This is a genomic window from Sporosarcina cascadiensis (assembly GCF_009650995.1).
In the GTDB taxonomy this organism is placed as follows: domain Bacteria; phylum Bacillota; class Bacilli; order Bacillales_A; family Planococcaceae; genus Sporosarcina; species Sporosarcina cascadiensis.
This window is the reverse complement of the sequence record NZ_WHVV01000004.1, coordinates 185,359-211,789: the sequence shown is the minus strand read 5'-3', so window position 1 is coordinate 211,789 and position 26,431 is coordinate 185,359. Positions and strand designations below refer to the sequence as shown.

Sequence of the window (26,431 nt, the reverse complement as noted above, 5' to 3'; positions counted from 1 at the left end):
AAGAAAGAGAAATCCCCTGCGCCTCACTGTACAGGGGATTTCTGTTTTATTGTTCTATCTTTACTGGATCAGCGACTTTAACTAGCTGCTTACCTAAATTTATTCCTTCGAAAAGACCAAGAAACGCTTCCGGAATTTTCTCGAAACCATTGACGATTGTCTCTTCATATTGCAGTTTTCCTTCTGAAAGCCACTTGCCTAATTCAGCTCCGGCAGTGCTGAAATCTGCTGAATAGTCACCAACCGTGAAGCCTTTCATTAACGCGCTTGTTTTGATCATTGCGGAATGAGGACGCGGGCCGAGGTCTTTTTCTGTCTTATTATAACCAGATATCGCTCCGCATAATGCAATACGCGCGTGGTTATTCAACAGTTCGAATACTGCATCTGTCACTTCGCCGCCAACATTATCAAAATATATATCAATTCCGTCAGCTGCTGCAGCTTTCAAGTCATCACGGAAACTGTCTTTTTTATAATTTACGGCTTCATCAAATCCCAGATCATTTTTCAGATAATCAATTTTTTCTTGTGAACCTGCAATCCCGATGATTTTCGCGCCTTTCATCTTGGCGATTTGACCGACAACTGAACCGACTGCTCCGGCTGCTCCCGATACTGCGACCGTTTCCCCTGCCTGCGGTTTACCAATATCCAACAAACCAAAATAAGCTGTCAGTCCGGTCATACCTAAAATGCCTAAATGTGCAGTAATCGGTGCTGCAGCAGGATCGATTTTACGAATGTCTTTCTCGGCGGCTGCAGTGTATTCAGCCCAATTCAGATTTCCTACAACAAAGTCTCCCGGTTTGAAAGAATCTGAATTAGATTCAATCACTTGGCCGACCACTCCGCCAACAATTACTTCGTGTAGTTTAAATGGCGGTATATATGATTTTACATCTTGCATACGTCCGCGCATATAAGGATCAACTGATACGTAAAGTGTCCGGACGAGCACTTCATTTTCATTGATTGAAGGCATCGGTCTATCGACAAAATCAAATGTTTCCATTGTCGGAAGTCCTTTTGGACGGTTTGCTAAATGAATTTCCTGCTGTGTTGGCTGTGTCATGTGAATTCCTCCAGTTTTCTTCGTATTCTTATCTTCAAGCTGTATACAGTAACAAGCACTCACTAAAAGTAAGTAGGTATTAAGGTTACTATTAGTAAGTTTCAATGTCAATCAGAAGGCACTTTACTGAAAAAACGTCCGTTGTGACTTCTTACTGGTCAGGATACATAATCTTTCCTGCAAATAAAATAATATCTGCCTCCTGCTCTCGGATAGTCAGGAAAAATGGACGATCGGCTCGCAATTTAAATGTCTCTGCGGGTGCAGATGCCTCAGATACTCCGACAGAAGTCACTGCAGCGGCTTCTGTGCCGTCTTCGTCGACCGACAGAAAGGTTTTCTGTTTTACTTCGCTTACAAACAGCGATTTGTTTTCCACAGTGAGTTTGCCAAGCTCTGCCTGATCACTAAATGCGCGCTGCATTCCCAATTCACTGAGCAGGCTGTTCAACACGGCTTCATATTCAAGTTCAAATTTAGGCAGTTGCACTGTTCCTGTCTGTTCCTCAAATGTCTCCATCCACATACGATGCTTTTCAGACGTCCAAGAATTCAAAAATGCATTGATATCGCTATTTTCTTTCGGTACATAAATATCCATAGTCATTTCACCTTTTCCATAAGGAAGTGATACTGCCTGGAATTCATCGTTTTCCATATAAGGCACAGTCTCCTGTAAACTCATAAACGGAACAGTCGCTTCGGAACCATCTTCCAGATGAAAGTTTCCATCAGCAGTGGCTGCTGGACTGAACGGGTAAGTCCAGTTTGCTTTAAAATATACGGCATTCATCAGGTACATTACCAAATTCCCTGGCAGCTGTGGTTCGACAATATCCTCAATTTTACCGTTAGTTGAATCCGATACCCATTGATTGATGCGTTCTGCAGATTTTCGTTTGCTGACATCAATTTCTTCGGCAGATCCCAAATAATAGTCATGAATTAGACGTTTAAAATCGTCTTGCAGTGTGTAGTTGTCATTAATCCACAAAGAATTAGCGATATGAACGGTTGTATCTTCATCCAGATTCTGAAGTCGGCCAAGCAGCGATGCATTTGCCCGGTTCAGTTCGACCGGTGACATTTCATTCGCCTGTATCGCCTGGACTATACCTTCACGTGTTTCTCCTTCAGCTCCGTTCTGCAACATGGACACGGCCATAAAGAGACTTACCGGTGACACGAATACATTCCCGTCGTCATTTGGTTCGGCATGCAAGTTCAGTTCCCGGGCAAGCTTCAGGGATGGATCAGATAACTTTTCAAAATCTCTTTCTTCAAATGAACCGGTGACCTCTTTCTGGTTTTTATTTTGATCTGCTCCTCTGCCGCAGGAGACAACTAAGAGCACTGCTAGAAGAAAGACGGAAAGAATCAATTTATAGGACATAAATTTCAGCTCCTTTACCCAGTTGTCGAATGATCGTGAAAGAAGTTACATAAACGGGTCAATAGATTTGCAAATGATTACGAAAATAGTAGACATTTTCTGAAAGGCGCCGTACAGTAGACTTATAAACAGACTGAAAAAGTCTTAGCTGTAAAGGAGCTAAATGGATGAAAAAGATATTGGTTGTGGAAGATGAACAATCCATTGTCACGCTTTTGCAATACAATTTAGAGCAAGCCGGGTATCAAGTGTACGTGGCACGTGACGGAAATACAGCAGTCTCCATGACATTATCGGAAAAACCTGATCTGCTGCTTCTCGATATTATGCTGCCGGGAATGGATGGGATGGATGTCTGCAAAACGCTGCGTCAGGAGAAAGTGCATACACCGATTTTGATGCTGACAGCCAAAGGTGATGAATTCGATAAAGTTCTGGGACTTGAACTAGGAGCTGATGATTATCTGACCAAACCTTTCAGTCCGCGGGAAGTCATGGCCCGTGTGAAAGCAATCCTCCGACGAATCGAACTGCAGGATTCGCTCTCCGTAAAAGAACCAGAAGAGCAAGTCGAAGTCAGGGCAGGGAAGCTCGTTATTTATCCTGAAAAAGTAGAAGCTTTCATGCAAGAAAAATTATTAGATCTAACACCGAAGGAATTTGAATTGCTGCTTTATTTGGTCCGCCATTCAGGTAAAGTCCTGCACCGTGAGCAATTGCTGGATGCCATATGGAATTATGAATACACGGGAGATTCACGTATCGTCGATGTTCATATTAGTCATTTACGCGAAAAAATCGAAACTGACACGAAAAATCCTGTTTATATCAAGACGATTCGGGGATTTGGTTATAAGTTTGATACACCTGCATTTTAATTGTTCTGTATACATAATAAAGTTAAGCTGCCCATAAAAAGGCAGCTTTTTTCTATCTATATAAGTTGTATTAAACTTTTTACATCGTAAGGAAGCTATGTTCTATCTACTCAGTTGATTGGAGTGCAAGTTGGCTCACCGCGGGCCCTCCAGAAAGCGTCCGCCTGGAACGGAAATCAACGGTACTAGGTAACTTATAGAATGCTTATTTATTAATTCCACTTATATATACAGAACATTTACACAACCTTTACGTTTCATCCATCATGGCTTAACATCCATAGATTACATTAGATATGCAGCTGAAAGTTGGCTGACAACCATACGAGTAATCGAGGAGGCACCATCAATGAAGAAAAGCAATCGATTTACATTGTTGGCATTTGTTTTACTATGCACGTGGGTAATGGCAGCCTGCAGTACAACGCAGGCAGATGGAAGTCAGGAAAAAGATAATTCCAATGCGACTGACTCAGCACCGGAACCGATTACAGCGGTAGGTTCGAGTGCATTGCAACCTTTAGTAGAAGCTGCTGCTCAGCAATACACAGCAGAAAATCCGGGTGCAGTCATTAATGTACAGGGCGGCGGCAGCGGCACCGGATTAAGCAAGATCAGTGAAGGTGCTGTTGATATTGGAAATTCTGATATTTTTGCGGAAGAAAAAGAAGGCGTGGATGCAAGTGCTTTGACAGATCACAAAGTGGCTGTAGTCGGCATGGGTCCTGTTGTTCATAATGAAGTGGGTGTAGAGAATGTCAGCACGGAAGAATTGATTGGAATCTTTACTGGTGAGATTACAAATTGGAGTGAGCTTGGCGGACAAGATCAGGACATCATCGTGATTAATCGTGCACAAGGATCAGGGACACGGGCTACATTTGAAGCATTTGCTTTACAGGGAAAAGAGCCTATTGAAGCACAGGAGCAGGACTCATCAGGGACTGTCCGTAAGATTGTCAGTGAAACACCCGGTTCAATAAGTTATCTGGCATTCTCGTATTTTGACGACTCTACAACTGCTCTGCAAGTCAATGGAGTGGAGCCGAATCAAGAAAATGTTGAAACGAATGACTGGGAAATCTGGGCGTATCAACATATGTATACAAATGGTCAGGCAAAAGGACTTGCGAAAGACTTAATCGTTTATATCCTGTCAGCAGACGTTCAAGAGCAACTGCTTCCTGAAATGGATTACCTGCCAGTGACAGGTATGAAGATTGAGCGGGATGCAGAAGGAAATATCACGGAAAAATGAAGCCATCCTATTGATTCCGCAGCTTGAAAGGAGAATAGATCTTGGCTAAATTATTAAAAGAGTCCGAGCATCCGCTATATCGTAAAAGTAATAAAATGCGTATGGAGAGGGCAGGCAAATGGATTACCTTTTTGTCTGTCGTTCTGACAGCAGCTATCACAGTAGCCATTTTGCTGCTCGTTTTCTCAAAGGGGCTTTCGACATTCGCAGTGAATAATGGAAGTTTGAAAGAATTCTTGACGGGCACAGAATGGAATCCCGGAAAAGTAAGTGAGATTGGGAAACCGATTATCGGAGCGCTTCCTTTCCTGGCAGGTTCATTGGCGGTGACAGGGATATCCGCTGTCATCTGTGCGCCGATCGCAATAGGTGCAGCAATATTTATGAGTGAAATATCGCAAAAAACAGGGAAGAAAATTATGCAGCCGGTAATCGAGCTGCTGGTGGGAATTCCTTCGGTTGTATATGGTTTTATCGGTTTAAGTGTAGTCGTTCCCCTGTTGCGGGAAGTATTTCCCGGGAGCGGTTTTGGGATCGCGGCTGGAACCATTGTTTTATCAGTCATGATTTTGCCGACTGTCACGAGTTTATCACTCGATGCAATCCAATCCGTCCCGCGTTCATTGCGGGAAGCATCTTTGGCACTGGGTTCGACGAGGTGGCAAATGATTTATCGAGTGGTCTTGAAAACAGCGAAGCCGGGTTTAATGATGGCGATAATTTTTGGGATGGCCCGCGCATTCGGTGAAGCACTGGCTGTTCAGATGGTTATCGGTAACGCTGCCGTTATTCCACATTCGCTATTCGAACCAGCTTCGACGCTGACGAGCATTTTGACGATGGGTATGGGTTATACGGTGATGGGGCAAGTGGAAAACAATGCCCTTTGGTCTCTTGCTCTCATACTTTTGCTAATGTCACTGTTCTTTACACTGGCGGTGCGGATAATAGGAAAGGGGAGGACTGTCCGATGAATGCCAAGAGAGCCGATCAACTCGCAACTGTCTGTCTGTATGCAATTGTCGGAATCATCGTTACGCTGCTTGCAGGATTGCTGGGATTCGTTTTTGTAAAAGGAATTCCTCAGCTCAGCTGGCAATTCATTACCTCTCCGCCGCAAATCTTCAAAGAAGGCGGAGGAGTAGGACCCCAACTGTTTAACTCGTTTTACTTACTCGTTCTGACCTTGCTGATTTCTGTGCCTGTGGCAATAGGCGCGGGTATCTACTTGGCGGAATATGCAAAAGACAATTGGCTGGTTCGCTGTATTCGGGTACTGATTGAAGTACTGTCATCTTTACCTTCAATCGTCGTCGGATTGTTCGGGTTTCTATTCTTCGTGTTGTATTTAGGATGGGGATTCTCTATTTTATCAGGCGCACTTGCACTTTCGGTGTTTAATTTACCACTGCTCGTGCGGGTAGTTGAACAATCGATCAGCAATGTTCCTAAACAGCAGAGAGAAGCTGGCTGGGCACTTGGTTTTTCGAAATGGGAGACAATAACGACCGTTGTTCTGCCCGCGGCTCTGCCGGGTATCGTGACTGGTGTCATTCTGGCTTCTGGACGTGTATTTGGTGAAGCGGCCGCGTTGATTTACACAGCAGGAATGAGCACGCCTGCAATAGATTTTACAGATTGGAATCCGCTATCGCCGGTTTCACCTCTCAATCCATTCAGACCTGCAGAAACAATGGCTGTACATATTTGGAAGATTAATGGTGAAGGTATTATGCCGGATGCATCTGCCATTTCAGATGGTGCTGCGGCATTGCTGATCATTTCTATTTTAGGATTTAATTTAGCGTCACGTTTCATTGGAAGATTGATGTTCAAAAAATTAAGCGCCGGTTAATGAGGAGGACGCATATGCAATCGATGGTATTACATCCTGCCGTTATGAAAACCAAATCGATGAGAGTTTCAGAGGGATCGGGTTTTGCAGCAAGCTCTGCACTGCAGACGAAAGAACTTTCTGTATTTTACGGCGAGCATCAGGCGGTAAATCAAGTCAGCATTTCATTTCGTAAGCAATCCGTCACTGCACTGATCGGTCCTTCGGGATGTGGCAAATCAACATTCTTACGCGCTTTGAACCGAATGAATGATGATATTGACCAATGCCGTGCAGAAGGAGAAATTTATTATGAAGGAATTGAACTGCATTCTGAACGCGTGAATTTGCATGAAGTGCGCAAACAGATCGGTATGGTATTTCAGCGGCCTGTGCCTTTTGCTAAATCTATTTTCAAAAATGTAGCATCAGGACCAATGCGCCATGGTGTGAAAAAGCAGTCAGAATTAGAGGAGATTGTAGAAGACAGTCTGAAGAAGGCAGCTTTATGGGATGAAGTAAAGGATCAATTGAATACATCTGCATTGCGGTTATCAGGCGGTCAGCAGCAAAGGCTGTGTATCGCAAGAGCACTGGCCATGCAGCCGAGTGTGCTGTTGCTCGATGAGCCTGCATCTGCGCTTGATCCGGTATCGACTGCGAAAATTGAAGAGCTGATTACTCAATTAAAAGCAGATTATACGATTGTCATTGTCACGCATAATATGCAACAGGCAGCCCGAATATCTGATGAAACAGCTTATTTCTACATGGGAAGAGTAGTTGAGCATGGCCAGACAGGACAAATCTTTACTAATCCATTGCATGAACAGACAGCTCATTATATCAATGGACGAATCGGATAGGAGGAAGGGAATGTCCCAGACAGCTGCACCAATAAAGATGCCGGCAATTCAAACAGAAGATTTGCAGTTCCACTATGATTCACTGCACGCGCTGAAAAACATCAATTTGAAGATTGAACGTAAACAGATCACCGCATTAATTGGACCGTCAGGATGCGGCAAGTCAACATTTCTTAGGACACTGAACCGAATGAATGATTTAATTCCGGGTATCCGTACGGAAGGTGGCATCTGGATTGACGGTGTAAATATTACCGATCGTTCAACAGATCCAGTGGACCTCCGAAAAAAAGTGGGCATGGTCTTTCAGCATGCTTCTGTGTTTCCTGGTTCAATTTACGAAAATATCGCCTTTGGACCAAGGATTCATGGCGTGAAAAGTAAAAGAGCATTAGATGATCTAGTAGAATCAAATTTGCGTTCTGCTGCTCTTTGGGAAGAAGTAAAGGATCAGCTTGGCAAACCGGCAGCCGGTTTATCAGGAGGGCAGCAACAGCGTCTGACCATCGCCAGAACCCTTGCAACCAAGCCGGATATCATTCTGATGGATGAACCGACTTCCGCATTGGATCCCATTTCCACAGCAAAAGTCGAAGAGCTTATCGAGTCTTTGAAAGAGCAATATACCATTGTCATCGTGACCCATAATATGCAGCAGGCCGCACGCATTTCCGATTTCACCGCTTTTTTTCTGAATGGGGAAGTGAAAGAGTTTGGAAGTACAGAAGCTGTTTTCTCACGTCCTGCCCATCAAGAGACAAAAGACTACATAGCAGGAAAGTTCGGCTGAATATTTATGTAATCAGCAGCAGACATTGATAGCAGTAAATATATAGAGTAAGTGGGAAGAGACCGTTTCCCTGCGTTCCAGGCGGACGCGTTCCGGAGGGCCCTCGGTGAGCCAACTGGTCGCTTCGCTCCCTTTAGTTGTCTCATCCTATCGGGCTGATCCTCCCGGAGTCGCCGCCTTCCACTCCGGTACACTGGCTGGTGTTTCAATACTTTTTTATGTGATTAGCAGTATGAGCATACTATTTTAGACTTTTATTATAAGTAAGGCATTTCACGCTCTATTTATCATTCTGCAAAGGCTTAGATTCTTGTGATCAATACGGTTGCATAGTCGAGAAACGAAAACCATACCAACTAAATCCACACTCTGTAAAAGAGCAGTATGACATACTTTCTTCAACACCAGCGAAGGCGCAACTGCGGGGTTAGCCGTGGCTATGAGACTGCTGGCACGCTCTTCGCCAGTAGGCTCATAGCGTAAGGCAATCCCCCAGCGCCGAAGCGGGTTCAAACTGCAAACTCACACTTCATTCAAAACTCCTGCAAAGTCGAGTAACGAAACTTGCACATACTAAATCCATACCCTGCCAAAATGCGGCAGGGTTTTCGCCATATGCACGTGACAGATTGCTTCTTTTTTTGTGTTGCCGTGAACAGAGCACTGGCGAAGAGATAAAGGAAAACAGCCAGTATCCATGAAGGAAACTGGCTGTCTGTTATTAAGAAATTTTTTCGCTTGAACGCAATTCTTCAATTTTTGCCATCCGTGCATCAAACTCATCAACAGTCAAATTATGTTCAACGAAATACCGGTTACGCGGATGCGTGCGGCACTCGTCTGAACAGCTGCGCATATAGAAATGCTCATTCTCTTCAGAACATAAAATTTTCGCGTTGCATTCAGGATTCGCACAGTTCACATAACGCTCGCAAGGTGTGCCGTCAAAATGATCGCGTCCAACAATTACATGTTCCACTTGGTTGATAGGAACTGCAATACGCTCATCAAATACATAACACTGTCCATCCCATAACTGTCCTTTGGCGACAGGGTCCTTGCCGTAAGAAACAATTCCTCCATGCAAGTGTGCTACATCTTCAAAACCCTCGCGTTTCAGCCAGCCTGTGAATTTTTCACAGCGGATTCCGCCTGTACAATAGGCAAGAATCTTTTTGCCTTCAAGTTGTTCCTTGTTTTCCAACACCCATTCCGGAAGATCACGGAAGTTTTCGATATCAGGACGGATTGCACCGCGGAAATGACCCAGATCGTACTCGTAATCATTTCGTGCATCTAAAACGACTGTATTTTCATCCTGCATTTGCTCTAAAAATTGATCAGGCTCTAAGTATTCACCTGTTAATTCCAGAGGATTGACATCATCAGGCAAACTGAGATTGACAATTTCATTTCGAAAGCGCACATGCATTTTCTTGAACGCATGGCCGTCTGCTTCGTCGATTTTAAACCAGATATCCGCAAAACGGGGATCAGCTTTCATATGCTCCATGTATGCGTCCGTCTGTTCGACCGTCCCGGAACATGTACCGTTGATACCTTCTGCACCAACTAGGATTCTGCCTTTTAAACCGTGTTCCTTACAAAATGCCAAATGCTGAGCTGCGAATTCTTCGGGCTCTTCAATTGTGACATATTTGTAAAATAATAAAATACGATATTCTTTCTTTTCCATTCTGATTACCGCCTTCTGTTTTCTCTTTGCAATAGATAACAGCCGAGATCGGTGTGTATCAAAGGGATTTAATCTCCCTTGTACTCGAATTTGCAAGAAACGAGCCTTAGGTATTATATCACAAATCAGTTTTCTGTAAAAGTGTTTATCCATTTAGCTGTAATTTTTCTTTTGAAATTGGCTGCTGAATTACAGTGAAATTCTTGTTTAGTTATATTTTTATTGTATACTGAGAACTAGACATATTTTTATAGATTTCGCTATAAAACTACCACAGTTGACTAATTTAGCTAGTAATCTTTTTAGTTAAAATGAAAACATTTTAATTTTTTAGCGGAACTTTGGAAAAATCAAAAAAAGGAGTCTTTCTATGAAATTTAAAAGAAGAAAACGCCGTTCACTATGGATAGATGTTGCGTTTTCAAGTGCAATTATGGCAATGACTGCTTTTGCGCTGCTGTTAATCTTCAATACATCAGACAGTTCAACAAGTGCCTCGCCTAATAAAATAAAAGAAGAACCCAAACCGGAAGTCTTGATTAATTCAAGTGATTCTAATTTTCCCGGTATAAAAATAGTGACAGAAACAACGAATGATCCGAAACAGCCTTTTGCAATTCAATATCCGCAAAGTGAATATGAAGAATTTAACAGCCGGATTTTAGAATACATAGATCAATGGAAAACACGCTATTTTGAGAATGACGAAAATCAGGATGCGTCTGCAAAAGAATTGAATATTTCATTTGAAACGGTTCAGAATCAATCAGGTAATTATTCTTTCGTAATACTTGCTGCGATTTCTACAAGTGAAACGGATATAGATTCAGAAATCCGTACATTCCATATTCAGCCGGAAACAGGCAAAGAAATTAAAATGGCGGACTTGGTGGGACAGGACGTGGAGAAACTGAAGCGTACTGCGAAAGTTGTTCGTGACCACATTTACCAGAATCCTGATTTTAAAGATGTTCTACTTCCTGAAAATGTTTGGCAGCCAACTGAGCCGCTTTGGAGAAATTATCAAAACTTCGCCTTAACCGATCAATCAGTATTGTTCTATTATGGAGCAGGCGTCTTTACGGAAGAATCAGAAGGTCCAGTCACAGTTGAAGTCCCTTTAGAAAAGTTAAATCCCTTCCTGGCTGCAGACTATCAGGTAGAAATAACGGAAAAGCCTGCAGGAAAAAAAGTGGCACTGACATTTGATGACGGTCCGGATCCGAAATCTACCGTAAGAATTCTCGAGACATTGAAAAAATACGATGCAAAAGCAACATTTTTCATGCTTGGAAGCCGTGTAGAATATTATCCTGAGATCGCTCAGCAAGTTGCTGAAGCAGGTCATGAACTGGGCAACCACTCATGGAATCACCCTTCATTGACTAAATTGCCGGATAAAAAGTTATATGATGAAGTGCAGGGAACGACCGATATCATCAAGCAGGTAACAGGTGAACCCGCAACTGTCTTCCGTCCGCCCTATGGTGCGGAGAATGAGCGTGTTAGAGCAATTACAAATCTCCCAGTCGTGTTATGGGATGTTGATACATTAGATTGGAAACATCATGATCCACAAAAACTGTTGGCTAAAGTGAAAGCACACACGCGAAACGGCAGTATCGTTCTGATGCATGATATTCATAAATCAACAGCTGACGGACTCGATTCTGTGCTCGCATATTTGCAGTCGCAGGGCTATACATTTGTAACAGTATCTGAACTTGAAAATTATTAAACTAAAGTTGTTTCATTGTTTTTCTTCTGACAATGGAACAACTTTTGTTTTGCGGCAGTCCTATTTAGCGGAAGCAGGACATACAGTAGTTGAAACCAGAATGTGAAAACAACTGAACGATGTAATTTACTGTAGACAGCGTGACATACTGTTAGGAATGAAATTCATTGGAGGAATAACGGGCATGGAATGGAGAAATTTATATCGAGGATTTTTAATGGGCATCAGTGACTTGATTCCCGGTGTAAGCGGTGGAACTATAGCATTTATATTAGGTATCTATGATCAGCTGCTGGTCTCAATCAGCGGATTTTTCAGTAAAGACTGGAAAAAACATATTGGCTTTTTGCTGCCTCTGGGAATCGGAATGGGAGCGACAATCATTTTATTCAGTAAAGTGATTTCTTATTTATTGAAGCATTATCATGAACCTACTCAGTTTTTCTTTTTAGGTTTGATAATCGGGGTGATTCCATTCATATCAAAACAGGCAGGACTGCGTAAGAATTTTAAACTGCATCATATTATTTTCATGATACTCGTTGCTGCAGCTTTGGCTTCTACAGCTTTTGTGAAGCCTCTAGAACCTCTATTAATCACTCATTTGACAATGAAATCAACAGTTATTTTGTTCTTTTCCGGCTGGGCGGGAAGTATGGCCATGCTGTTGCCCGGAGTCAGCGGTTCATTCGTTCTGCTGCTGATCGGAGTGTATTCGACTGTAATTACAGCTATTTCAGATTTTAACTTTCCGGTTATTATAGCTACAGGCTGCGGGATTATAGTTGGATTTATAGTAAGCAGTAAACTAATTCGTTTTTTACTGGGACATTTTCGTACAGGCATGTTCACAGTAATTATGGGCTTGATCATCGGTTCTATTTTTGTTATCTTCCCAGGAATTCCTGAAAGCGGAACGCCTTACGTCATGAGTATTATTGCAATCATTACAGGTCTGATTGTAGCCAATATTTTAAATGGAGTAGGGGAAAAGGCAGCATGAAAAACGCTTAGAGACCAAAAGTCTCTAAGCGTTTTTTATCGCCGATCAGTTATCCACGATTGTTGTGGTATTTTCGATATCTACGTCAGCCATTGGGATTCCAAGAGCTTTTGCAACACCTTCACCGTATTTTGGGTCTGCCAAGTAGCAGTGACGGATGTGTTTAATTTTGATTTCAACAGGAGCATCGCCCATATTGCGTGCGGTGTTGCCGAATAAACGCTCTTGTTCTTCTGTACTTAAAATATTGAACAACTTCCCGGGCTGTGTGAAGTAATCGTCATCATCTTCACGGAAGTTCCAGTTGTCCGCATCGCCATGAATTTTCAAAGGAGGCTCTTTGAAGTCCGGCTGTTCTTGCCATTCACCGTAGCTGTTTGGCTCATAGTGTGTGGTAGCGCCCATATTGCCGTCTACTCGCATCGCGCCATCACGGTGGAAACTGTGGAACGGACATTTTGGCGCGTTAACAGGAATCTGATGGTGATTGACGCCCAAACGATAGCGCTGTGCATCGCCATACGAGAATAAACGTCCTTGCAGCATTTTGTCAGGAGAGAATCCAATCCCGGGAACGATTGCTGCAGGGGTAAATGCTGCCTGCTCCACTTCTGCAAAGTAGTTTTCTGGATTGCGGTTTAATTCAAATTCTCCAACTTCAATTAAAGGGAAATCTTTTTTGTACCAGACTTTTGTCAGATCAAATGGATTGTACGGCATTTCATTTGCCTGTTCCTCAGTCATCACCTGAATATACATCTTCCATTTCGGGAAGTTGCCGTTATCGATGTTAGACAGCAAATCACGCTGTGAACTCTCACGGTCTGTAGAAATTGTTGCTGCAGATTCTTCATCCGTTAAATTATGAATGCCTTGCTGGGAACGGAAGTGGAACTTGACCCAGTGACGTTCATTATTTGCATTGATCATGCTGAATGTATGGCTGCCGAAACCATGCATTTCACGGAAGGAACGGGGTATTCCGCGGTCACTCATGATGATGGTAATTTGATGAAGCGCTTCAGGCAGGGAAGTCCAGAAATCCCAGTTATTTTTCGGGCTTCTCAAATTTGTTCTCGGATCACGTTTCACTGCATGATTCAAGTCAGGGAACTGCAGCGGGTCACGGAAGAAGAAGACGGGTGTGTTATTGCCGACTAAGTCCCAGTTGCCTTCTTCTGTATAAAACTTCAGGGCAAATCCGCGAATGTCGCGTTCTGCATCAGCTGCACCGCGTTCACCGGCAACAGTCGAAAAGCGTGCGAACATTTCTGTTTGCTTGCCAATCTCTGAAAAAAGTTTTGCTTTCGTGTACTTGGTAATGTCGTGAGTTACAGTGAAAGTGCCATATGCGCCTGAACCTTTCGCATGCATTCTGCGCTCCGGAATTACTTCACGATCGAAATGGGCCAGTTTTTCTAAAAGCCAGACGTCCTGTAAAAGAAGTGGCCCGCGCGGCCCGGCTGACATAGAGTTTTGGTTATCAACTACAGGAGCACCTGCAGCGGTTGTTAGTTTTCTTCTTTGAGAATTGTTTTCGTTAATTGACATTATGAATTCCTCCTGATTTATTCATTTACTACTTATAATCCTAATTATAGCAGACTGTTAAACAAAAGTGAACAGTTATTTATAATAATTATTACTTAGTAATGAATATCTCTAAATAAAAGTTATTTACTGATATATATTTCATCATAAATTGTTGCCGACTATTTGTCTAGAATAAGGAATTGTGCAACGAAGAATGAAAGATTGATGTATAATAACGAGAGAAATAGTTTGTCTGAAAGGAATGTTGATCAATGAAATCAGCGAGTAAAATGTTTTTGATGTTTACAGTCATTGCAGGATTGTTGTTAAGTGCCTGCAGTGAAGAAAAGAAAGAGATAGAAGATAAGCCCGAATTGGATAAACCCGTAGAAGAAGCAGTAAAGATTCCTGCACTGTCTGATGAAGGACTTTTCGAAGATTTACATAGTCGATTAACAAATGAAGGTTTTACAGTTAGCGAACCTCTGGAAGCTGATCCTGAACTTTTTGGGGCAGAAAGCGGAATGACCCTTCAAATAAATGGGGAAAAGCTGATGCCGCTGCACGTATATAAATTTGCTGATTCAGATGAGCGTCTATCTGAAGTAGATGAAACAGGTTATCTTCATATAACTGATGAAACGAAGAATGAACGGATTGCCGCCAAACGAAAAGAATCCTTCATTATATATTTGCATAAAGGGCATCCAGATTATGATGAAGTAATGGAACTGCTCGAAGACTTGTAAGAATTCAGCCTCATTTACATCTAACCGCCAATTTTATCCTCTATCCCTCATGTTTCAGCGGTAAATATGCCCTTGTTACAAAGCCGCCATAACTTACGTACATTTCTGACATAAGTTTGCAGCTTTGTAACAGGAACTCCGCACATTGTTCACGAACTAAATTTCGAACTGCGTTACGCTAGGTAATAGAAACAAGTTCGAAAGGAGCCCGTGAAAAATGGAAGAAGTCTTATTAGCCAGAATCCAATTTGCCTCCACAACATTATTCCATTTCATTTTCGTGCCGCTGTCTATCGGCCTGGCACTGATCATTGCGATCATGCAAACCATGTATGTAGTGAAAAAAGAAGAAATCTATTTGAAAATGACGAAGTTCTGGAGTGTGTTTTTCCTCATCAACTTCGCAATCGGCGTGGTGACCGGAATCATACAGGAATTCCAATTTGGGATGAACTGGTCGGCTTATTCAAGATTCGTCGGAGATATATTTGGCGCTCCGTTAGCAGTGGAAGCTTTACTCGCATTTTTCCTGGAATCCACATTTATCGGCATATGGATCTTCGGATGGAATAAATTGGCAAAGAAACTTCATTTAGCCTGTATTTGGCTGGTTTCTATCGGTACCGTTATGTCAGCATTCTGGATTCTTGCCGCCAACTCATTCATGCAAAACCCGGTAGGTTATGTATTGCAGAACGGACGCGCGGAAATGAATGATATTTTTGCATTACTGTCCAATGAAAAGTTATGGGTCGCATTTCCGCATACCGTTTTCGGAAGTTTTGCGACAGGTGCATTTTTCGTTGCGGGTGTAAGTGCATGGTATTTAATTAAGAAAAGACAAACAGATTTTTTCAAAAAGTCCTTGTCGATTGCACTGGTTGTCGGCATGATATCGGGACTCGGAATCGCATTCTCCGGTCACTCCCAGGCCCAATACTTAATGCATGCACAGCCAATGAAAATGGCCGCTGCAGAAGCGTTATGGGAGGATAGCGGTGATCCGGCCGCCTGGACGCTTTTCGCGAATATTGATGTAGAAAACCGAGAAACTACCGGACGCATAGACATTCCTTATATGCTCAGTTATCTGACATACAGTGAGTTCACGGGGAAAGTAGAAGGTATGAACAAACTGCAAAAGAATATGGAAGTCATCTATGGAGAGGGCGACTATATTCCGCCTGTTAAAACAACTTTTTGGAGCTTCAGAATCATGGTATTTACAGGCGGTATTCTATTAGGGCTCGGCGCATTCGGTCTGCTGCTCATGTACCGCAAAAAAATCACAGATTCCGTCTGGTTCCTGCGTCTGCTGGTTCCCGCAATATTCCTGCCGTTCATCGGAAACTCATTCGGCTGGATTATGTCTGAAATGGGTCGTCAGCCATGGGTGGTGAATGGCTTAATGAAAACAACTGACGGGATTTCACCTAACGTATCAGCGGGCCAGATTCTGTTCTCGCTAATCTCGTTCTCAACTATTTACACAATTCTCGGAATCATTATGGTCATTTTGTTTATAAAGTTCATCCAGCTTGGACCTGAAGAAAGACCGCAGGCTGATGTCTCCGCAAATGACCCGTTTGAAACAGGAGGTGCCGGACATGCCGTTAAGTGATATTTGGTTCATATTGATAGCAGTCCTGTTTATTGGGTTCATCTTTTTGGAAGGTTTCGACTTTGGGGTCGGAATGAGTACGAAGTTTTTAGCGAAAGACGATTTAGAGAAACGAGTAATTATGAACACCATCGGCCCGGTCTGGGATGCCAATGAAGTCTGGCTCATCACAGCGGGAGGGGCTATGTTTGCTGCATTTCCTCACTGGTACGCAACCGTCTTCAGCGGTTTCTACATGCCGTTCGTCATTTTGTTGCTCGCTCTGATTATCAGAGGTGTAGCTTTTGAATTCCGTGGAAAAGGCGATTCGGAAGCATGGGTGAAAACCTGGGACTGGGCAATTTTTATCGGAAGTATTCTGCCGCCGTTTCTGTTCGGTGTATTTTTCACCAGCTTGATACAAGGACTGCCGATTGACGGCGAGATGAATATGTATGCGACATTCACAGACTTCGTCAATGTCTACACTGTCATTGGAGGGGTTACATTCGTTGTGTTGTCATATCTGCACGGATTGCTGTTTATTAGTCTGAAAACAGTAGGCAGCCTGCGTGAACGTGCAAATGCAGCAGCGCTTAAAGTGTATGCATTGACCGGCGTTTTCATTCTGCTGTTTATGATTTTCACATACTTTGATACAAATGCCTTTACAGACCGCGGAGCAATCATCATTCCGATGTATGCCGCAGCAATTCTACTGTACGGTTTGCTGTTCTTCTTCCTGAAGACAAAGCGGGAAGGCTTAAGCTTCACGATGACAGGGTTAATCTTAATAATTGTCATGGCCAGCTTCTTCATCGTATTATTCCCGAATGTAATGATCAGCACGATGGATCCGGCGTTTAATATGTCGATTGCTGAGGCGGCGTCCGGAGAATACTCATTGAAAATCATGACCGTTGTCGCATTTACTATGGTGCCGATCGTTTTGGCGTATACAATTTGGAGTTATTACGTGTTCCGTAAACGATTGACAGGTGATAAGGAGCATCTAGAATACTAATGGATAAAAAATTGCTTCACTACAAAGGAAGTAAACAAGCGATGGCGTTGATTGGGCTGCTGACAGCAGTTCAGTCAATCGCCATTATTTTTCAAGCGATCTATTTAGCGCGGGCAATTACACAATTGTTCCAAGGTGCCGACGGAAGTGCTGCGCTTCGGTCTTTTGTGATATTTGCCGTCGCTAATAGTAGCCGTCACTTTATTCAGTGGGCAAAAGAACGGATCTCTTATAAATTTGCTGACCGCACATCGAAAGAATACGAGCAGCTGCTGCTTCGGAAAATATTTGATTTAGGCCCGCAGGCAGTGGGGAAATACGGTTCGGGGAATTTAGTGACTCTTGGCTTGGAAGGCGTGCCGAAATTTCGTAAATACCTGGAACTCCTGCTGCCGCGTTCTATGTCCATGGCTATCGTGCCGGTCGTCATTTTGGCGTATGTGTTTACGCAGGATAAAATGTCCGCTATTACCCTGTTACTTGTACTGCCGATTCTAATTATCTTTCTTATTTTGATCGGAATGGTTTCCAAGAAAAAAATTGACGAGCAAATGGATACGTACCGATTGTTATCACGTCACTTCGTCGACTCATTGCGGGGAATTGTTACTCTGAAATATTTAGGACGGAGCCGTGCGCATGAACGGTCGATAGCTGCGGTAAGTGACAAATATCGAATTGCGACAAACCGTTCATTGCGCTTTGCGTTTTTATCTTCATTTTCACTTGATTTCTTTGCAAGTCTCTCAGTAGCCGTCGTAGCGGTTGAGCTTGGTTTGCGTTTGATAAATGGTCAAATGCTGCTGGAACCTTCGCTTGCGATTCTGATTTTGGCGCCGGAATATTTCATGCCGGTACGGGAACTGGGTAATGATTTTCATGCCACAGCAGACGGGAAAGACGCCAGCGAACAAATCCATGCTATCTTGGATGAACCTGAAATCATGAAGCCGAAAGCCGTCATACCTATGAAGAAATGGGATGAAAACTCCAAATTGGAACTTAGGGATATAAAAGTCCAGATAGAAGGGCAGACCGTACTGGAAGGTTTGAATCTGCTCCTGCAAGGTCATACGAAAATAGGGGTAATCGGCCATTCAGGAGCTGGCAAGTCTACATTGATCGATGTATTGTCAGGCTTTACGGTACCGACTGACGGCCGTTTTGTAGTAGATGAAGGACCGCTCCCTCATTTAGCACTGGAGGAATGGCAGGATCAAGTCGCTTATATACCGCAGCACCCGACAATTTTTCCTGACACGGTAATAAATAATATTCGATTTTATGAACCTGATGCTTCACTGACAGAAGTACAGGAAGCGGCAAAACGGGTGGGGCTGGATCAGTTGATCGCTGCATTTCCAAACGGTTATGAAGAAAAGATCGGAGCGGGAGGACGTGTGCTGAGCGGTGGAGAAGAACAGCGGATTGCTGTTGCGAGGTCACTATTGCAGCGCCGTCAAATTTTATTGTTTGATGAACCTACTGCTCACTTGGATATTGAAACAGAGCATGAGCTGAAACAAATGCTTCTTCCACTGCTCGAAAACAAGCTCGTCGTATTCGCAACTCACCGTATTCATTGGATGCGGGAGATGGAAAGAATTATTGTACTGGAAAATGGAAAAGTCGTAGAGATGGGCTCGCATGATCAATTACTGCAGACCAACGGGGCGTATTGCAGATTACTGGAAGCACGCGGAAAGGGGCATGCCGTATGAATCTTTATCAGCGTCATATCTTTCCGTATGCCAGAAAGTATTGGAAAACGCTGTGGTCTACTGTCATTTTTGGAACATTGACCATTTTATCTGCCGCTATGTTAACTTTTGTATCCGGTTATTTGATTTCAAGGACATCAGAGAGGCCGGAGAATATCTTGCTCGTGTACATTCCTGTTGTCGCTGTACGCACATTCGGGATTTCACGTGCTGTGCTTCGGTATGTGGAACGGCTGCTTGGCCACAATGCAGTATTGAAAATCATTGCGGACATGCGTGTGCAGCTGTATCACGTGTTGGAACCGCAGGCACTGTTCATTCGTTCTCGCTTTCAAACAGGAGATTTACTCGGTACGCTGGCAGATGATATTGAACATCTACAGGATGTCTATATCCGGACATTATTCCCGACTGTCATCGGCTTGTTCCTATTCAGTTTTTCGGTGATCGTACTGGCTGTTTATGATTGGAAGTTTGCGATCATCATGGCGCTTTGTCTGGCAGTCGTTGCATTTGTCTATCCGATGGCTTCACTCTATTTAATGAAAAAGAATCAGCGGCAGTCGAAGAAACTGCACAGCCGTTTATACAATACGATGACAGAAGGAATATTCGGACTGCGTGACTGGATGATCAGCGGGCGGAAAGAACAATTTTTATCCTCATTTCACGAAGAGAGTCGTGCAAGTCATGAGATAGATAAAAAACTGGCATACTGGCAGCAGTCGCGAACGGCACAGTTGCAAATATTCTCAGGGCTTCTCGTTTTAGTGGTCGGCCTCTGGGCAGGTCAGCAAGCGGCGGACGGTTCTCTGATGCCAACTTACATTGCGGCATTTACGTTAGTGACACTGCCTATTCTAGAAGGAATAATTCCAATCTCTCACGCCATTGAACGCATGCCGGCGTATGAAGCTTCCCTGGAACGAATCCACCGTATTCACGAGCAGGGACCAATGAATGAGAAGCGGGCAATCAAAGCAGACGATGTGACTGATGTCACCATAGCACTTACCAATGCGGGTTATCGATATGAAGGGCGTTCGGAAGATGCTGTGCATGATGTCACATTGACGATTCGTCCAGGGGAAAAAGTAGCTGTACTAGGTAAAAGCGGTGCCGGAAAATCTACTCTCATTCAGCTGCTTCTGGGTACGATTGAGCCGACAGAAGGAACCGTTTTAATTAATGAACTTCCAGCTGCCAAATATGGCGACGACATTTTTGAAGTGATGAGTGTGCTCAATCAAAAACCGTATCTTTTTGCGACAACGGTTGAAAATAATTTGAAGCTGGGAAATTCATCAGCAACTGAAGGAGAAGTGCAGGAAGTTGCAAAACAAGTAGGCTTGTTTGACATGATCCAATCACTTCTTGCCGGTATAAAAACACAGATGGAAGAGACGGGACAGCGTTTTTCAGGAGGAGAGCGCCAGCGTATCGCACTTGGTCGGATTTTATTAAAGAATACACCAGTAGTCATTTTGGATGAGCCGACTGTCGGACTGGACCCTGTCACGGAATATTCATTAGTGAATACTCTTCATCAATCCCTTCAAGATAAAACTGTCGTCTGGATCACGCATCATTTGATGGGGATGGAGAAGATGGACAGGATCCTATTTATGGATGACGGGAAGCTGGTCATGGACGGTACACACCTGGAGCTGCTTGCTTCTAATGAACGATACCGTCAGTTATATGCATTAGATGAAGGATTAACATGATATTATAAACAGGCGTTTGCGATTATAGGGTAAGTGGAGAGAGATCGTCCCCCTGCGTCCCTGGCGGAAGCTTTCGGGAGGGCCCTCGGTGAGCCAAGCGAACAGCGAAGGGTTCGCTTTGCCGTATTTCTGTGTTCTTTGCAGAAATTAAGGCACCTGTCGGCGTACTTAGGTTGTCTTCCACTCCGGTACACTAGCTTGTTTAACAATAATTTTTATGTGAGTTCCAGTATGAGCATACTATTTGAGATGATTACGATAGGTGAGGCATTTCATGCTTTACTTATTATTCTGCTAAGGCTTGGATTCTTTTGATCAATACGTTACGCACTTTGCTAAAAATCAATATGATATTCTTTCTACATACCAGCGAAGGCGCAACTGCGGGGTCGGCCGTGGCTGTGAGACTGCTGGCACGCCTTTCGCCAGTAGGCTCACAGCGTAAGGCAATCCCCCAGCGCCGAAGCGGGTCCAAACTGCAAACTCACACTTCATTCAATCTTTCTACGAAGTCGAGCAACGAAACCGTGCTAACTAAATTCACGTCCTGCAAAAGAGCAGTATGACATACTTTCATTAACACCAGCGAAGGTGCAACTGCGGGGTCGGCCGTTGCTGTGAGACTGCTGGCACGTTCTTCGCCAGTAGGCTCATGGCGTAAGGCAATCCCCCAGCGCCGAAGCGGGTTCAAACTGCAAAATCACGCTTCGTTCAAACCTCCTGCAAAGTCGAGCAACGAAACCTCACATACTAAATCCATTCACTGGAAAACTCCTATTACAATTTGCTAGTTTTCATTATGAGTTGGCAACATATCCACTTTCCGGTAAAACGTACAGTATTTTCGTGACAAAGCCCTATTCATAGCTTACTGTAGTTATAGAAGTTTCATTATGCTGATTGGAGAGCAACAAATGAAAATGACGAAAAATAGCTGGCTGAAGATGATTTTGCCTCTTGTGATTGCAGGATTTCTGGTTCTGACAATCTCAGATTATCTTTCGACGAAAAAGGCATTAAAAATCCAGATAGAAGAAGAAACGATTGATATCCTAAACAGTTTCATTTCGGAAGTAGATACTTTTACAACGAGAAGAATTGGCGATGTTGAACTGATGGCAGATTACATACCATACATAGCAGAAGATAAAGAAGAAATTGCAAAGTTTTTAATAAGACAGCATGAAATTATGGATTACTTTTCTGCGCTTGGCTTTATCACACCGGACGGAAATATTATCGCAGACGACGGTTCAAAATTGGAAGTAACAAAAAAAGAGTCTTTCAAACGTGCGCTGCAAGGAGAAATTCTTATCAGTGAGGTATTTCCTTTAGCACAAGATCCGGAAATTAAAGTGTCGTCCATAGTGGTTCCGGCAGAAAATGAATCAGGAGAGGTCATTGGCGTATTATCAGGGCTAATTAATATTGAAGATATCATCAGAGATATTACGAACAGTTTTAATTTGCCTGGTGCGGTGTATTTTGTCAAGGACAGTGAGGTGGTTTACTCTTATCCTATAAACAGGCATACGGCATTTTCATATAAAGACCAACTGGAACAGATTGAAAGAGAAAAGTACGGGACCATTCTTATGAATGATTCAGGACATCTTCTCAAGTATGGCCAGACCGTTTCAGGTTGGACGGTGATAGCCGACTCTTTGGACAACCCAAAACTGGATGAACTATCAGCTGCCTTTATAAGAATGTTCTTGCTGGTATCCTTAATCGTGTCAGTCGGAATAATCATTTACTATTATATTTCTTATGTGGAAAAACAAGCAGATGTGGCTTTAAGAAAAGACTTATTGACTGGATTGCCAAACCGGTTAAAGCTCAGAGAGGATATCAACAGAAAAAATTCCGAATGGGCAAGGCAGAATCTTGCAGTTTATTTCATTCGGCTGGACCGCTTTTCTGACTTAATGAAAAAAGTGGGCTATCAGACAGCCGATCAGCTGTTGCAGAAAACAAGTGGATTACTGGATGAGTATGAGCGTAGAGGCCGTTTGTACCGAATCGATTCTGAGCAATTTTTATTTGTTATCGAGAGTGCTTGTCAAGAGGGGGCTATGGTAATCGGGGAAGAACTGGTGCAGCTACTTCGGCACAAAATTGTCGCACCCGACGATTCAAAAATCCATGCTTCGGTCAGTGTCGGTGGTGTAATGATCAGTCAAAATGCAAATGAAGAGACATTGGGAAATGGGGTCTATGCTTGTCAGGAAGCAAGCAAAGCGGGCGGCAATCAATTTCTCTTATACGATGAAGCAATGGACGTCCGCAATAAAGAACTTCGGAAAATGGCTCGCTGTCTAAGCAAAGCTCTTGAACTTAATGAATTCTACATGGTATATCAACCGATTTATAGTATTGATGAAAAGCGCATTGTCGGTTTTGAGTCATTGATTCGCTGGAATTCTGCTGAACTTGGTGAAATAGGCCCTTTTCATTTCATACCGCTTCTGGAAGAAGATGATGCCATAATTGAAACGGGGCGCTGGATTATGCGAACGGCAGCACTGCAGGCAATTGAATGGCGAAATGCTGGTTATGAACGGTTTACGATTAATGTCAATGTATCAGTCAAACAGTTGCATCACGCAGGATTTTTAGACGATGTGTATGAAATGCTGGAAGAAACAGGTGTCGATCCATCGATTCTAATTTTTGAAGTGACGGAATCGGTTATTGTGGATGATGTTGGTTCAGTGGTCCGTATTTTACAGACGTTGAATGAAATAGGCATTAAGACGGCAGTAGACGATTTTGGCACAGGATATTCATCCCTCTCATCCTTAACAACGCTGCCGTTCCAGTATTTGAAAGTAGATAAAGCATTCATTGATGACGTGGAGCGCAGAGAACCGGGTTCGGAGGCGATATTGAAAGGAATCATCCATATTGCGAAAGCACTCAATCAGACGACTGTACTGGAAGGCGTTGAAACACTTGAACAGCTGCAGTTACTGAAGTCTTTCGGAGCACAGCGCATTCAAGGTTATTTCATCAGTAAACCGCTTCGTGTGGAAGATGCGGTTCATCTGATTGGAAAAGAGATGGAGTGGTAGGTGAAAACAAGAAAAAGTGTCATCAAGCGAATATCTTGATGACACTTTTTTATATTTTTAAAAACGGCAGCTGAATGAAGTAGCCGAGAAGAACAAGAATGGTTGTTGAAATTATTATTCCAGGGATGGCGAACAGCATATAGCGCTGCACACTCATACCGCTCATTCCTGACACATAGCAAACGAAATGCCTCATGCCCGGAAGGAAATATCCGATAGTCACCGTCCATGAACCATATGCCATAAACCAACGCTCCACTTTTTGCATACGATGGGGGGAAAGAAACAGATAGCGGCCGAATCGCTGAATCAGCGGCTTGCCTAATTTCCTGCCGAGCATATAAGTGAACAATGTGCCGACCATGACGCCGCAAATAGTAAATAAAATTGCAAAAATAAAATGAAAAGTACCGGCGGATGCTAAGTAACCGGCGAAAGTCACAAGGAATTCGTCAGGCATCGGCAAACCGAAAATACCGAGCGCTAAAAAGATAAATATCGAAAAATATCCATAATGCGCTATATACTCTTGTATATGTTCCATCGAAAAACCTCATCTGCTTAGAATTGCCACTCTCCAATTTTATCACCTGTTCGCACTTCTGTAAAAGACAGATTTACAGGAAGCAGAGCTTTTTTGTTTTCGAAGAATAAAATAACAGTAGAGCCGAATGCAAAATGACCGAAATCTTCACCTTTGACACAGTCTTTGGAAGAATCTAAAATGCGTATACTATTAACGTTCAATGCACCTACTTTGACAACTGCCACACGTCCAAATGAGCTGTCGATTTCTGAAATGATGCGGTAATTCGACGAGAAGAGTTCCTCTTTGTATTTAATCCCTAAATCATTGACAGGATAAGATGCCGTACCAAGTGCATAGCGTTTCAGCAGACGTCCTGAAACCGGGTAATGAAAGTGATGGTAATGTCTCGGTGATAAATAGAACAGATAGTAGTAGCCATTTTCATAAGGCTGGGCTGATGCGGAATCGCCAAAAAGTTCTGTCAGACTGTATGCCTGTTCTTTTACAATAAACTTCTGCTGTTCACTGACAGGTCCTGCACAGCTTAAAACGCCGTCAACAGGCGACACAACAGCAGCAGGATCGGAATCTGCTGTTCTGCTGCCAGGCTGTAAAGAGCGAGTGAAAAAATCATTTAAACTTTTATATGAATACACTGGATATTCTGCTTCATGAAGTTGAATATCATAGAAAGAAGCAAAAGGCCTGATCAGCGGCTTGCTTATCCGGGAAGTTGTGAACTGTTTTAACATGGCAGAACTGACCGGATGTGACGTCAATTCGACAAAGGATTTAAAAATTTGTTTTTTCATCTTTTCAACCTTTCAAAAAAGTACTATAATAGGTTAGTTAAATAAGGAGGGATAATATGTTTTCATCCAGATATTTCGATTATACTAAAATAAAGTACCAACTGGCTAATATCATAACACTTTTTAATTTAAGTTTGGGAATTATAGCTATTATACTTGTTATGAAAGGTCACGGCCATATGAGTCTGACATTCATATTCTTGGCTGCTTTGTTTGATCGGTTCGATGGAATGGTGGCTAGACATTATCATACGGAATCTGCTTTCGGCAAAGAACTGGATTCACTCAGTGATTTAGTTTCATTCGGTGTGGCACCGGCCATATTGATTTATGATGTCGCACTTTCACAAACGCTGTGGATCGGTTTATCGGCAGTTATTTTCTACATTCTGGCGGGTGCTGTCCGTTTGGCCCGTTATAATGTTGAGGAGTTTGATGGCTCTTTCTATGGTCTGCCGATCACTGCCGCCGGAGTATTGCTGACACTCGGCTATTTTGCTGCACCGTACATCGCGGCACCGTATTTTGTGATTTTATTGTCAGTACTTGCCTGGTTGATGGTAAGCCGGATCCGCATAGCGAAAGTCTAATTCTGCGTCTTGCAAAGGTTCTCTTTGCAGGGCGTTTTTTCATATGACAAAACTTTCACTGCTTCTGTAATTCTGTTATGCTTAAGAAAAAGAAGAAGGAGTGGTCGATATGTCAGGACCGGCTTTAAGACAGCTTCATTCCCATCGGGCGATTCATGAAGGGGGCCTTTCCGGAGCTATTATGAAAACAGAAGATTTAGTGGAATATTTACAGCAGGGTGATCAGCAGATGGCCGGCAGAGCCTGTGATGAATTACTTGATTATTGGAAGACGAGAGTCATCAGTCACGCAGATGCCGAAGAAGAAGGACTTTACAAAGAAATCTTAAATGAAAATCCAGAACTTGAAAAAGATATTATTCAGCTGACCCGCGACCATGATTTAATGCGTCTGGCAGTACAGGATATTGACACTCTGCGTGAGGAAGACTCTGCCATAACTCCTGAGATCATGCAGAAGTTCTATGGTCTGATGGTAATCAATGAATTGCATAGCCGTGAAGAAGAGCGATTATTATTTACATCATAACAGCATGATAAA

Annotated in this window: 22 protein-coding genes; 16 read left to right on the top strand and 6 right to left on the bottom strand. The window is 43.1% G+C overall.

Annotated elements, in window-relative coordinates; all coding sequences use genetic code 11:
- Window positions 1-46: 46 nt before the first annotated feature.
- Both GDZ68_RS06460 and GDZ68_RS06455 read right to left on the bottom strand, forming a co-directional pair.
- Window positions 47-1,075: an NADP-dependent oxidoreductase gene (locus GDZ68_RS06460; protein ID WP_153721449.1), complete on the bottom strand. Its 1,029-nt coding sequence runs from the start codon at window positions 1,073-1,075 to the stop codon at window positions 47-49.
- Window positions 1,076-1,226: 151 nt separating this feature from the next.
- On the bottom strand, window positions 1,227-2,468 hold the full coding sequence (locus GDZ68_RS06455; RefSeq protein ID WP_153721448.1) for a serpin family protein: 1,242 nt from the start codon (window positions 2,466-2,468) through the stop codon (window positions 1,227-1,229).
- Window positions 2,469-2,635: 167 nt separating this feature from the next.
- On the opposite strand from GDZ68_RS06455, the gene GDZ68_RS06450 reads away from it, so the two are divergent.
- The 6 genes from GDZ68_RS06450 to pstB (GDZ68_RS06425) all read left to right on the top strand — a co-directional run bounded on the left by GDZ68_RS06450 (window position 2,636) and on the right by pstB (GDZ68_RS06425) (window position 8,094).
- Window positions 2,636-3,346: a response regulator transcription factor gene (locus tag GDZ68_RS06450; protein ID WP_153721447.1), complete on the top strand. Its 711-nt coding sequence runs from the start codon at window positions 2,636-2,638 to the stop codon at window positions 3,344-3,346.
- Between the two features lie 349 nt (window positions 3,347-3,695).
- Complete coding sequence (locus tag GDZ68_RS06445; protein WP_153721446.1) at window positions 3,696-4,604, top strand: phosphate ABC transporter substrate-binding protein PstS family protein; 909 nt, start codon at window positions 3,696-3,698, stop codon at window positions 4,602-4,604.
- A 95-nt stretch (window positions 4,605-4,699) separates the two neighbouring features.
- On the top strand, window positions 4,700-5,578 hold the full coding sequence (pstC, locus tag GDZ68_RS06440) for a phosphate ABC transporter permease subunit PstC (protein WP_153721510.1): 879 nt from the start codon (window positions 4,700-4,702) through the stop codon (window positions 5,576-5,578).
- Window positions 5,575-6,459 (top strand): phosphate ABC transporter permease PstA, encoded by an 885-nt coding sequence (pstA, locus tag GDZ68_RS06435; protein ID WP_153721445.1) that lies wholly within the window; start codon window positions 5,575-5,577, stop codon window positions 6,457-6,459. Before pstC ends, pstA begins: the two co-directional genes overlap by 4 nt.
- A 44-nt stretch (window positions 6,460-6,503) precedes the next feature.
- Entirely contained in the window at window positions 6,504-7,304 is an 801-nt protein-coding gene (gene pstB / locus GDZ68_RS06430) for a phosphate ABC transporter ATP-binding protein PstB (protein ID WP_153721509.1), read from the top strand.
- Window positions 7,305-7,314: 10 nt separating this feature from the next.
- Entirely contained in the window at window positions 7,315-8,094 is a 780-nt protein-coding gene (pstB, locus tag GDZ68_RS06425) for a phosphate ABC transporter ATP-binding protein PstB (protein ID WP_304625197.1), read from the top strand.
- Between the two features lie 721 nt (window positions 8,095-8,815).
- Here the strand turns inward: pstB (GDZ68_RS06425) and trhO are convergent.
- Window positions 8,816-9,790 (bottom strand): oxygen-dependent tRNA uridine(34) hydroxylase TrhO, encoded by a 975-nt coding sequence (gene trhO, locus GDZ68_RS06420; RefSeq protein ID WP_153721444.1) that lies wholly within the window; start codon window positions 9,788-9,790, stop codon window positions 8,816-8,818.
- A gap of 370 nt (window positions 9,791-10,160) precedes the next feature.
- On the opposite strand from trhO, the gene GDZ68_RS06415 reads away from it, so the two are divergent.
- Window positions 10,161-11,528, top strand: coding sequence for a polysaccharide deacetylase family protein (locus GDZ68_RS06415; RefSeq protein ID WP_153721443.1), 1,368 nt, complete (start codon window positions 10,161-10,163; stop codon window positions 11,526-11,528).
- 184 nt (window positions 11,529-11,712) lie between these two features.
- Window positions 11,713-12,531, top strand: a complete 819-nt coding sequence (locus GDZ68_RS06410) for a DUF368 domain-containing protein (RefSeq protein WP_194841082.1) — start codon at window positions 11,713-11,715, stop codon at window positions 12,529-12,531.
- 45 nt (window positions 12,532-12,576) lie between these two features.
- On the opposite strand, the gene GDZ68_RS06405 is transcribed toward GDZ68_RS06410, so the two are convergent.
- Window positions 12,577-14,082 (bottom strand): catalase, encoded by a 1,506-nt coding sequence (locus GDZ68_RS06405; protein WP_153721441.1) that lies wholly within the window; start codon window positions 14,080-14,082, stop codon window positions 12,577-12,579.
- Window positions 14,083-14,336: 254 nt separating this feature from the next.
- On the opposite strand from GDZ68_RS06405, the gene GDZ68_RS06400 reads away from it, so the two are divergent.
- The 6 genes from GDZ68_RS06400 to GDZ68_RS06375 all read left to right on the top strand — a co-directional run bounded on the left by GDZ68_RS06400 (window position 14,337) and on the right by GDZ68_RS06375 (window position 23,959).
- Window positions 14,337-14,813, top strand: coding sequence for a hypothetical protein (locus GDZ68_RS06400; protein ID WP_153721440.1), 477 nt, complete (start codon window positions 14,337-14,339; stop codon window positions 14,811-14,813).
- A 217-nt stretch (window positions 14,814-15,030) separates the two neighbouring features.
- Window positions 15,031-16,434 carry a cytochrome ubiquinol oxidase subunit I gene (locus GDZ68_RS06395; RefSeq protein ID WP_153721439.1) on the top strand — a complete coding sequence of 468 codons (1,404 nt, stop codon included), beginning with the start codon at window positions 15,031-15,033 and terminating at the stop codon, window positions 16,432-16,434.
- Window positions 16,421-17,437 (top strand): cytochrome d ubiquinol oxidase subunit II, encoded by a 1,017-nt coding sequence (gene cydB / locus GDZ68_RS06390; protein WP_153721438.1) that lies wholly within the window; start codon window positions 16,421-16,423, stop codon window positions 17,435-17,437. The genes GDZ68_RS06395 and cydB overlap by 14 nt, the downstream gene beginning before the upstream one ends.
- Window positions 17,437-19,158 carry a thiol reductant ABC exporter subunit CydD gene (cydD, locus tag GDZ68_RS06385; protein WP_153721437.1) on the top strand — a complete coding sequence of 574 codons (1,722 nt, stop codon included), beginning with the start codon at window positions 17,437-17,439 and terminating at the stop codon, window positions 19,156-19,158. Before cydB ends, cydD begins: the two co-directional genes overlap by 1 nt.
- Window positions 19,155-20,885, top strand: coding sequence for a thiol reductant ABC exporter subunit CydC (cydC, locus tag GDZ68_RS06380; RefSeq protein WP_153721436.1), 1,731 nt, complete (start codon window positions 19,155-19,157; stop codon window positions 20,883-20,885). The genes cydD and cydC overlap by 4 nt, the downstream gene beginning before the upstream one ends.
- Window positions 20,886-21,799: 914 nt before the next feature.
- Window positions 21,800-23,959 carry a bifunctional diguanylate cyclase/phosphodiesterase gene (locus tag GDZ68_RS06375; protein ID WP_194841081.1) on the top strand — a complete coding sequence of 720 codons (2,160 nt, stop codon included), beginning with the start codon at window positions 21,800-21,802 and terminating at the stop codon, window positions 23,957-23,959.
- 49 nt (window positions 23,960-24,008) lie between these two features.
- On the opposite strand, the gene GDZ68_RS06370 is transcribed toward GDZ68_RS06375, so the two are convergent.
- Together GDZ68_RS06370 and asd are read right to left on the bottom strand one after the other, a co-directional pair.
- Complete coding sequence (locus tag GDZ68_RS06370) at window positions 24,009-24,503, bottom strand: DedA family protein (protein WP_153721434.1); 495 nt, start codon at window positions 24,501-24,503, stop codon at window positions 24,009-24,011.
- 17 nt (window positions 24,504-24,520) lie between these two features.
- A complete protein-coding gene (gene asd, locus GDZ68_RS06365) occupies window positions 24,521-25,300 on the bottom strand; it encodes an archaetidylserine decarboxylase (protein ID WP_153721433.1) in 780 nt (259 codons plus the stop codon).
- Window positions 25,301-25,356: 56 nt separating this feature from the next.
- On the opposite strand from asd, the gene pssA reads away from it, so the two are divergent.
- The gene (gene pssA, locus GDZ68_RS06360; protein WP_153721432.1) at window positions 25,357-25,890 is read left to right on the top strand and encodes a CDP-diacylglycerol--serine O-phosphatidyltransferase; all 534 of its coding nucleotides are present in this window, start codon (window positions 25,357-25,359) and stop codon (window positions 25,888-25,890) included.
- Window positions 25,891-25,999: 109 nt separating this feature from the next.
- On the top strand, window positions 26,000-26,419 hold the full coding sequence (locus tag GDZ68_RS06355) for a hemerythrin domain-containing protein (protein ID WP_153721431.1): 420 nt from the start codon (window positions 26,000-26,002) through the stop codon (window positions 26,417-26,419).
- Window positions 26,420-26,431: the final 12 nt, after the last annotated feature.

Coding starts and splice junctions, on each gene's coding strand:
- trhO (WP_153721444.1), bottom strand. CDS start 9,790: ATGGAAAAGAAAGAATATCGTATTTTATTATTTTACAAATATGTCACA.
- GDZ68_RS06415 (WP_153721443.1), top strand. CDS start 10,161: ATGAAATTTAAAAGAAGAAAACGCCGTTCACTATGGATAGATGTTGCG.
- GDZ68_RS06410 (WP_194841082.1), top strand. CDS start 11,713: ATGGAATGGAGAAATTTATATCGAGGATTTTTAATGGGCATCAGTGAC.
- cydB (WP_153721438.1), top strand. CDS start 16,421: ATGCCGTTAAGTGATATTTGGTTCATATTGATAGCAGTCCTGTTTATT.
- pstC (WP_153721510.1), top strand. CDS start 4,700: ATGCGTATGGAGAGGGCAGGCAAATGGATTACCTTTTTGTCTGTCGTT.
- GDZ68_RS06450 (WP_153721447.1), top strand. CDS start 2,636: ATGAAAAAGATATTGGTTGTGGAAGATGAACAATCCATTGTCACGCTT.
- GDZ68_RS06445 (WP_153721446.1), top strand. CDS start 3,696: ATGAAGAAAAGCAATCGATTTACATTGTTGGCATTTGTTTTACTATGC.
- GDZ68_RS06460 (WP_153721449.1), bottom strand. CDS start 1,075: ATGACACAGCCAACACAGCAGGAAATTCATTTAGCAAACCGTCCAAAA.
- GDZ68_RS06355 (WP_153721431.1), top strand. CDS start 26,000: ATGTCAGGACCGGCTTTAAGACAGCTTCATTCCCATCGGGCGATTCAT.
- pstB (WP_304625197.1), top strand. CDS start 7,315: ATGTCCCAGACAGCTGCACCAATAAAGATGCCGGCAATTCAAACAGAA.
- pssA (WP_153721432.1), top strand. CDS start 25,357: ATGTTTTCATCCAGATATTTCGATTATACTAAAATAAAGTACCAACTG.
- GDZ68_RS06395 (WP_153721439.1), top strand. CDS start 15,031: ATGGAAGAAGTCTTATTAGCCAGAATCCAATTTGCCTCCACAACATTA.
- cydC (WP_153721436.1), top strand. CDS start 19,155: ATGAATCTTTATCAGCGTCATATCTTTCCGTATGCCAGAAAGTATTGG.
- GDZ68_RS06375 (WP_194841081.1), top strand. CDS start 21,800: ATGAAAATGACGAAAAATAGCTGGCTGAAGATGATTTTGCCTCTTGTG.
- cydD (WP_153721437.1), top strand. CDS start 17,437: ATGGATAAAAAATTGCTTCACTACAAAGGAAGTAAACAAGCGATGGCG.
- pstB (WP_153721509.1), top strand. CDS start 6,504: ATGAAAACCAAATCGATGAGAGTTTCAGAGGGATCGGGTTTTGCAGCA.
- GDZ68_RS06400 (WP_153721440.1), top strand. CDS start 14,337: ATGAAATCAGCGAGTAAAATGTTTTTGATGTTTACAGTCATTGCAGGA.
- pstA (WP_153721445.1), top strand. CDS start 5,575: ATGAATGCCAAGAGAGCCGATCAACTCGCAACTGTCTGTCTGTATGCA.
- GDZ68_RS06405 (WP_153721441.1), bottom strand. CDS start 14,082: ATGTCAATTAACGAAAACAATTCTCAAAGAAGAAAACTAACAACCGCT.
- GDZ68_RS06455 (WP_153721448.1), bottom strand. CDS start 2,468: ATGTCCTATAAATTGATTCTTTCCGTCTTTCTTCTAGCAGTGCTCTTA.
- GDZ68_RS06370 (WP_153721434.1), bottom strand. CDS start 24,503: ATGGAACATATACAAGAGTATATAGCGCATTATGGATATTTTTCGATA.
- asd (WP_153721433.1), bottom strand. CDS start 25,300: ATGAAAAAACAAATTTTTAAATCCTTTGTCGAATTGACGTCACATCCG.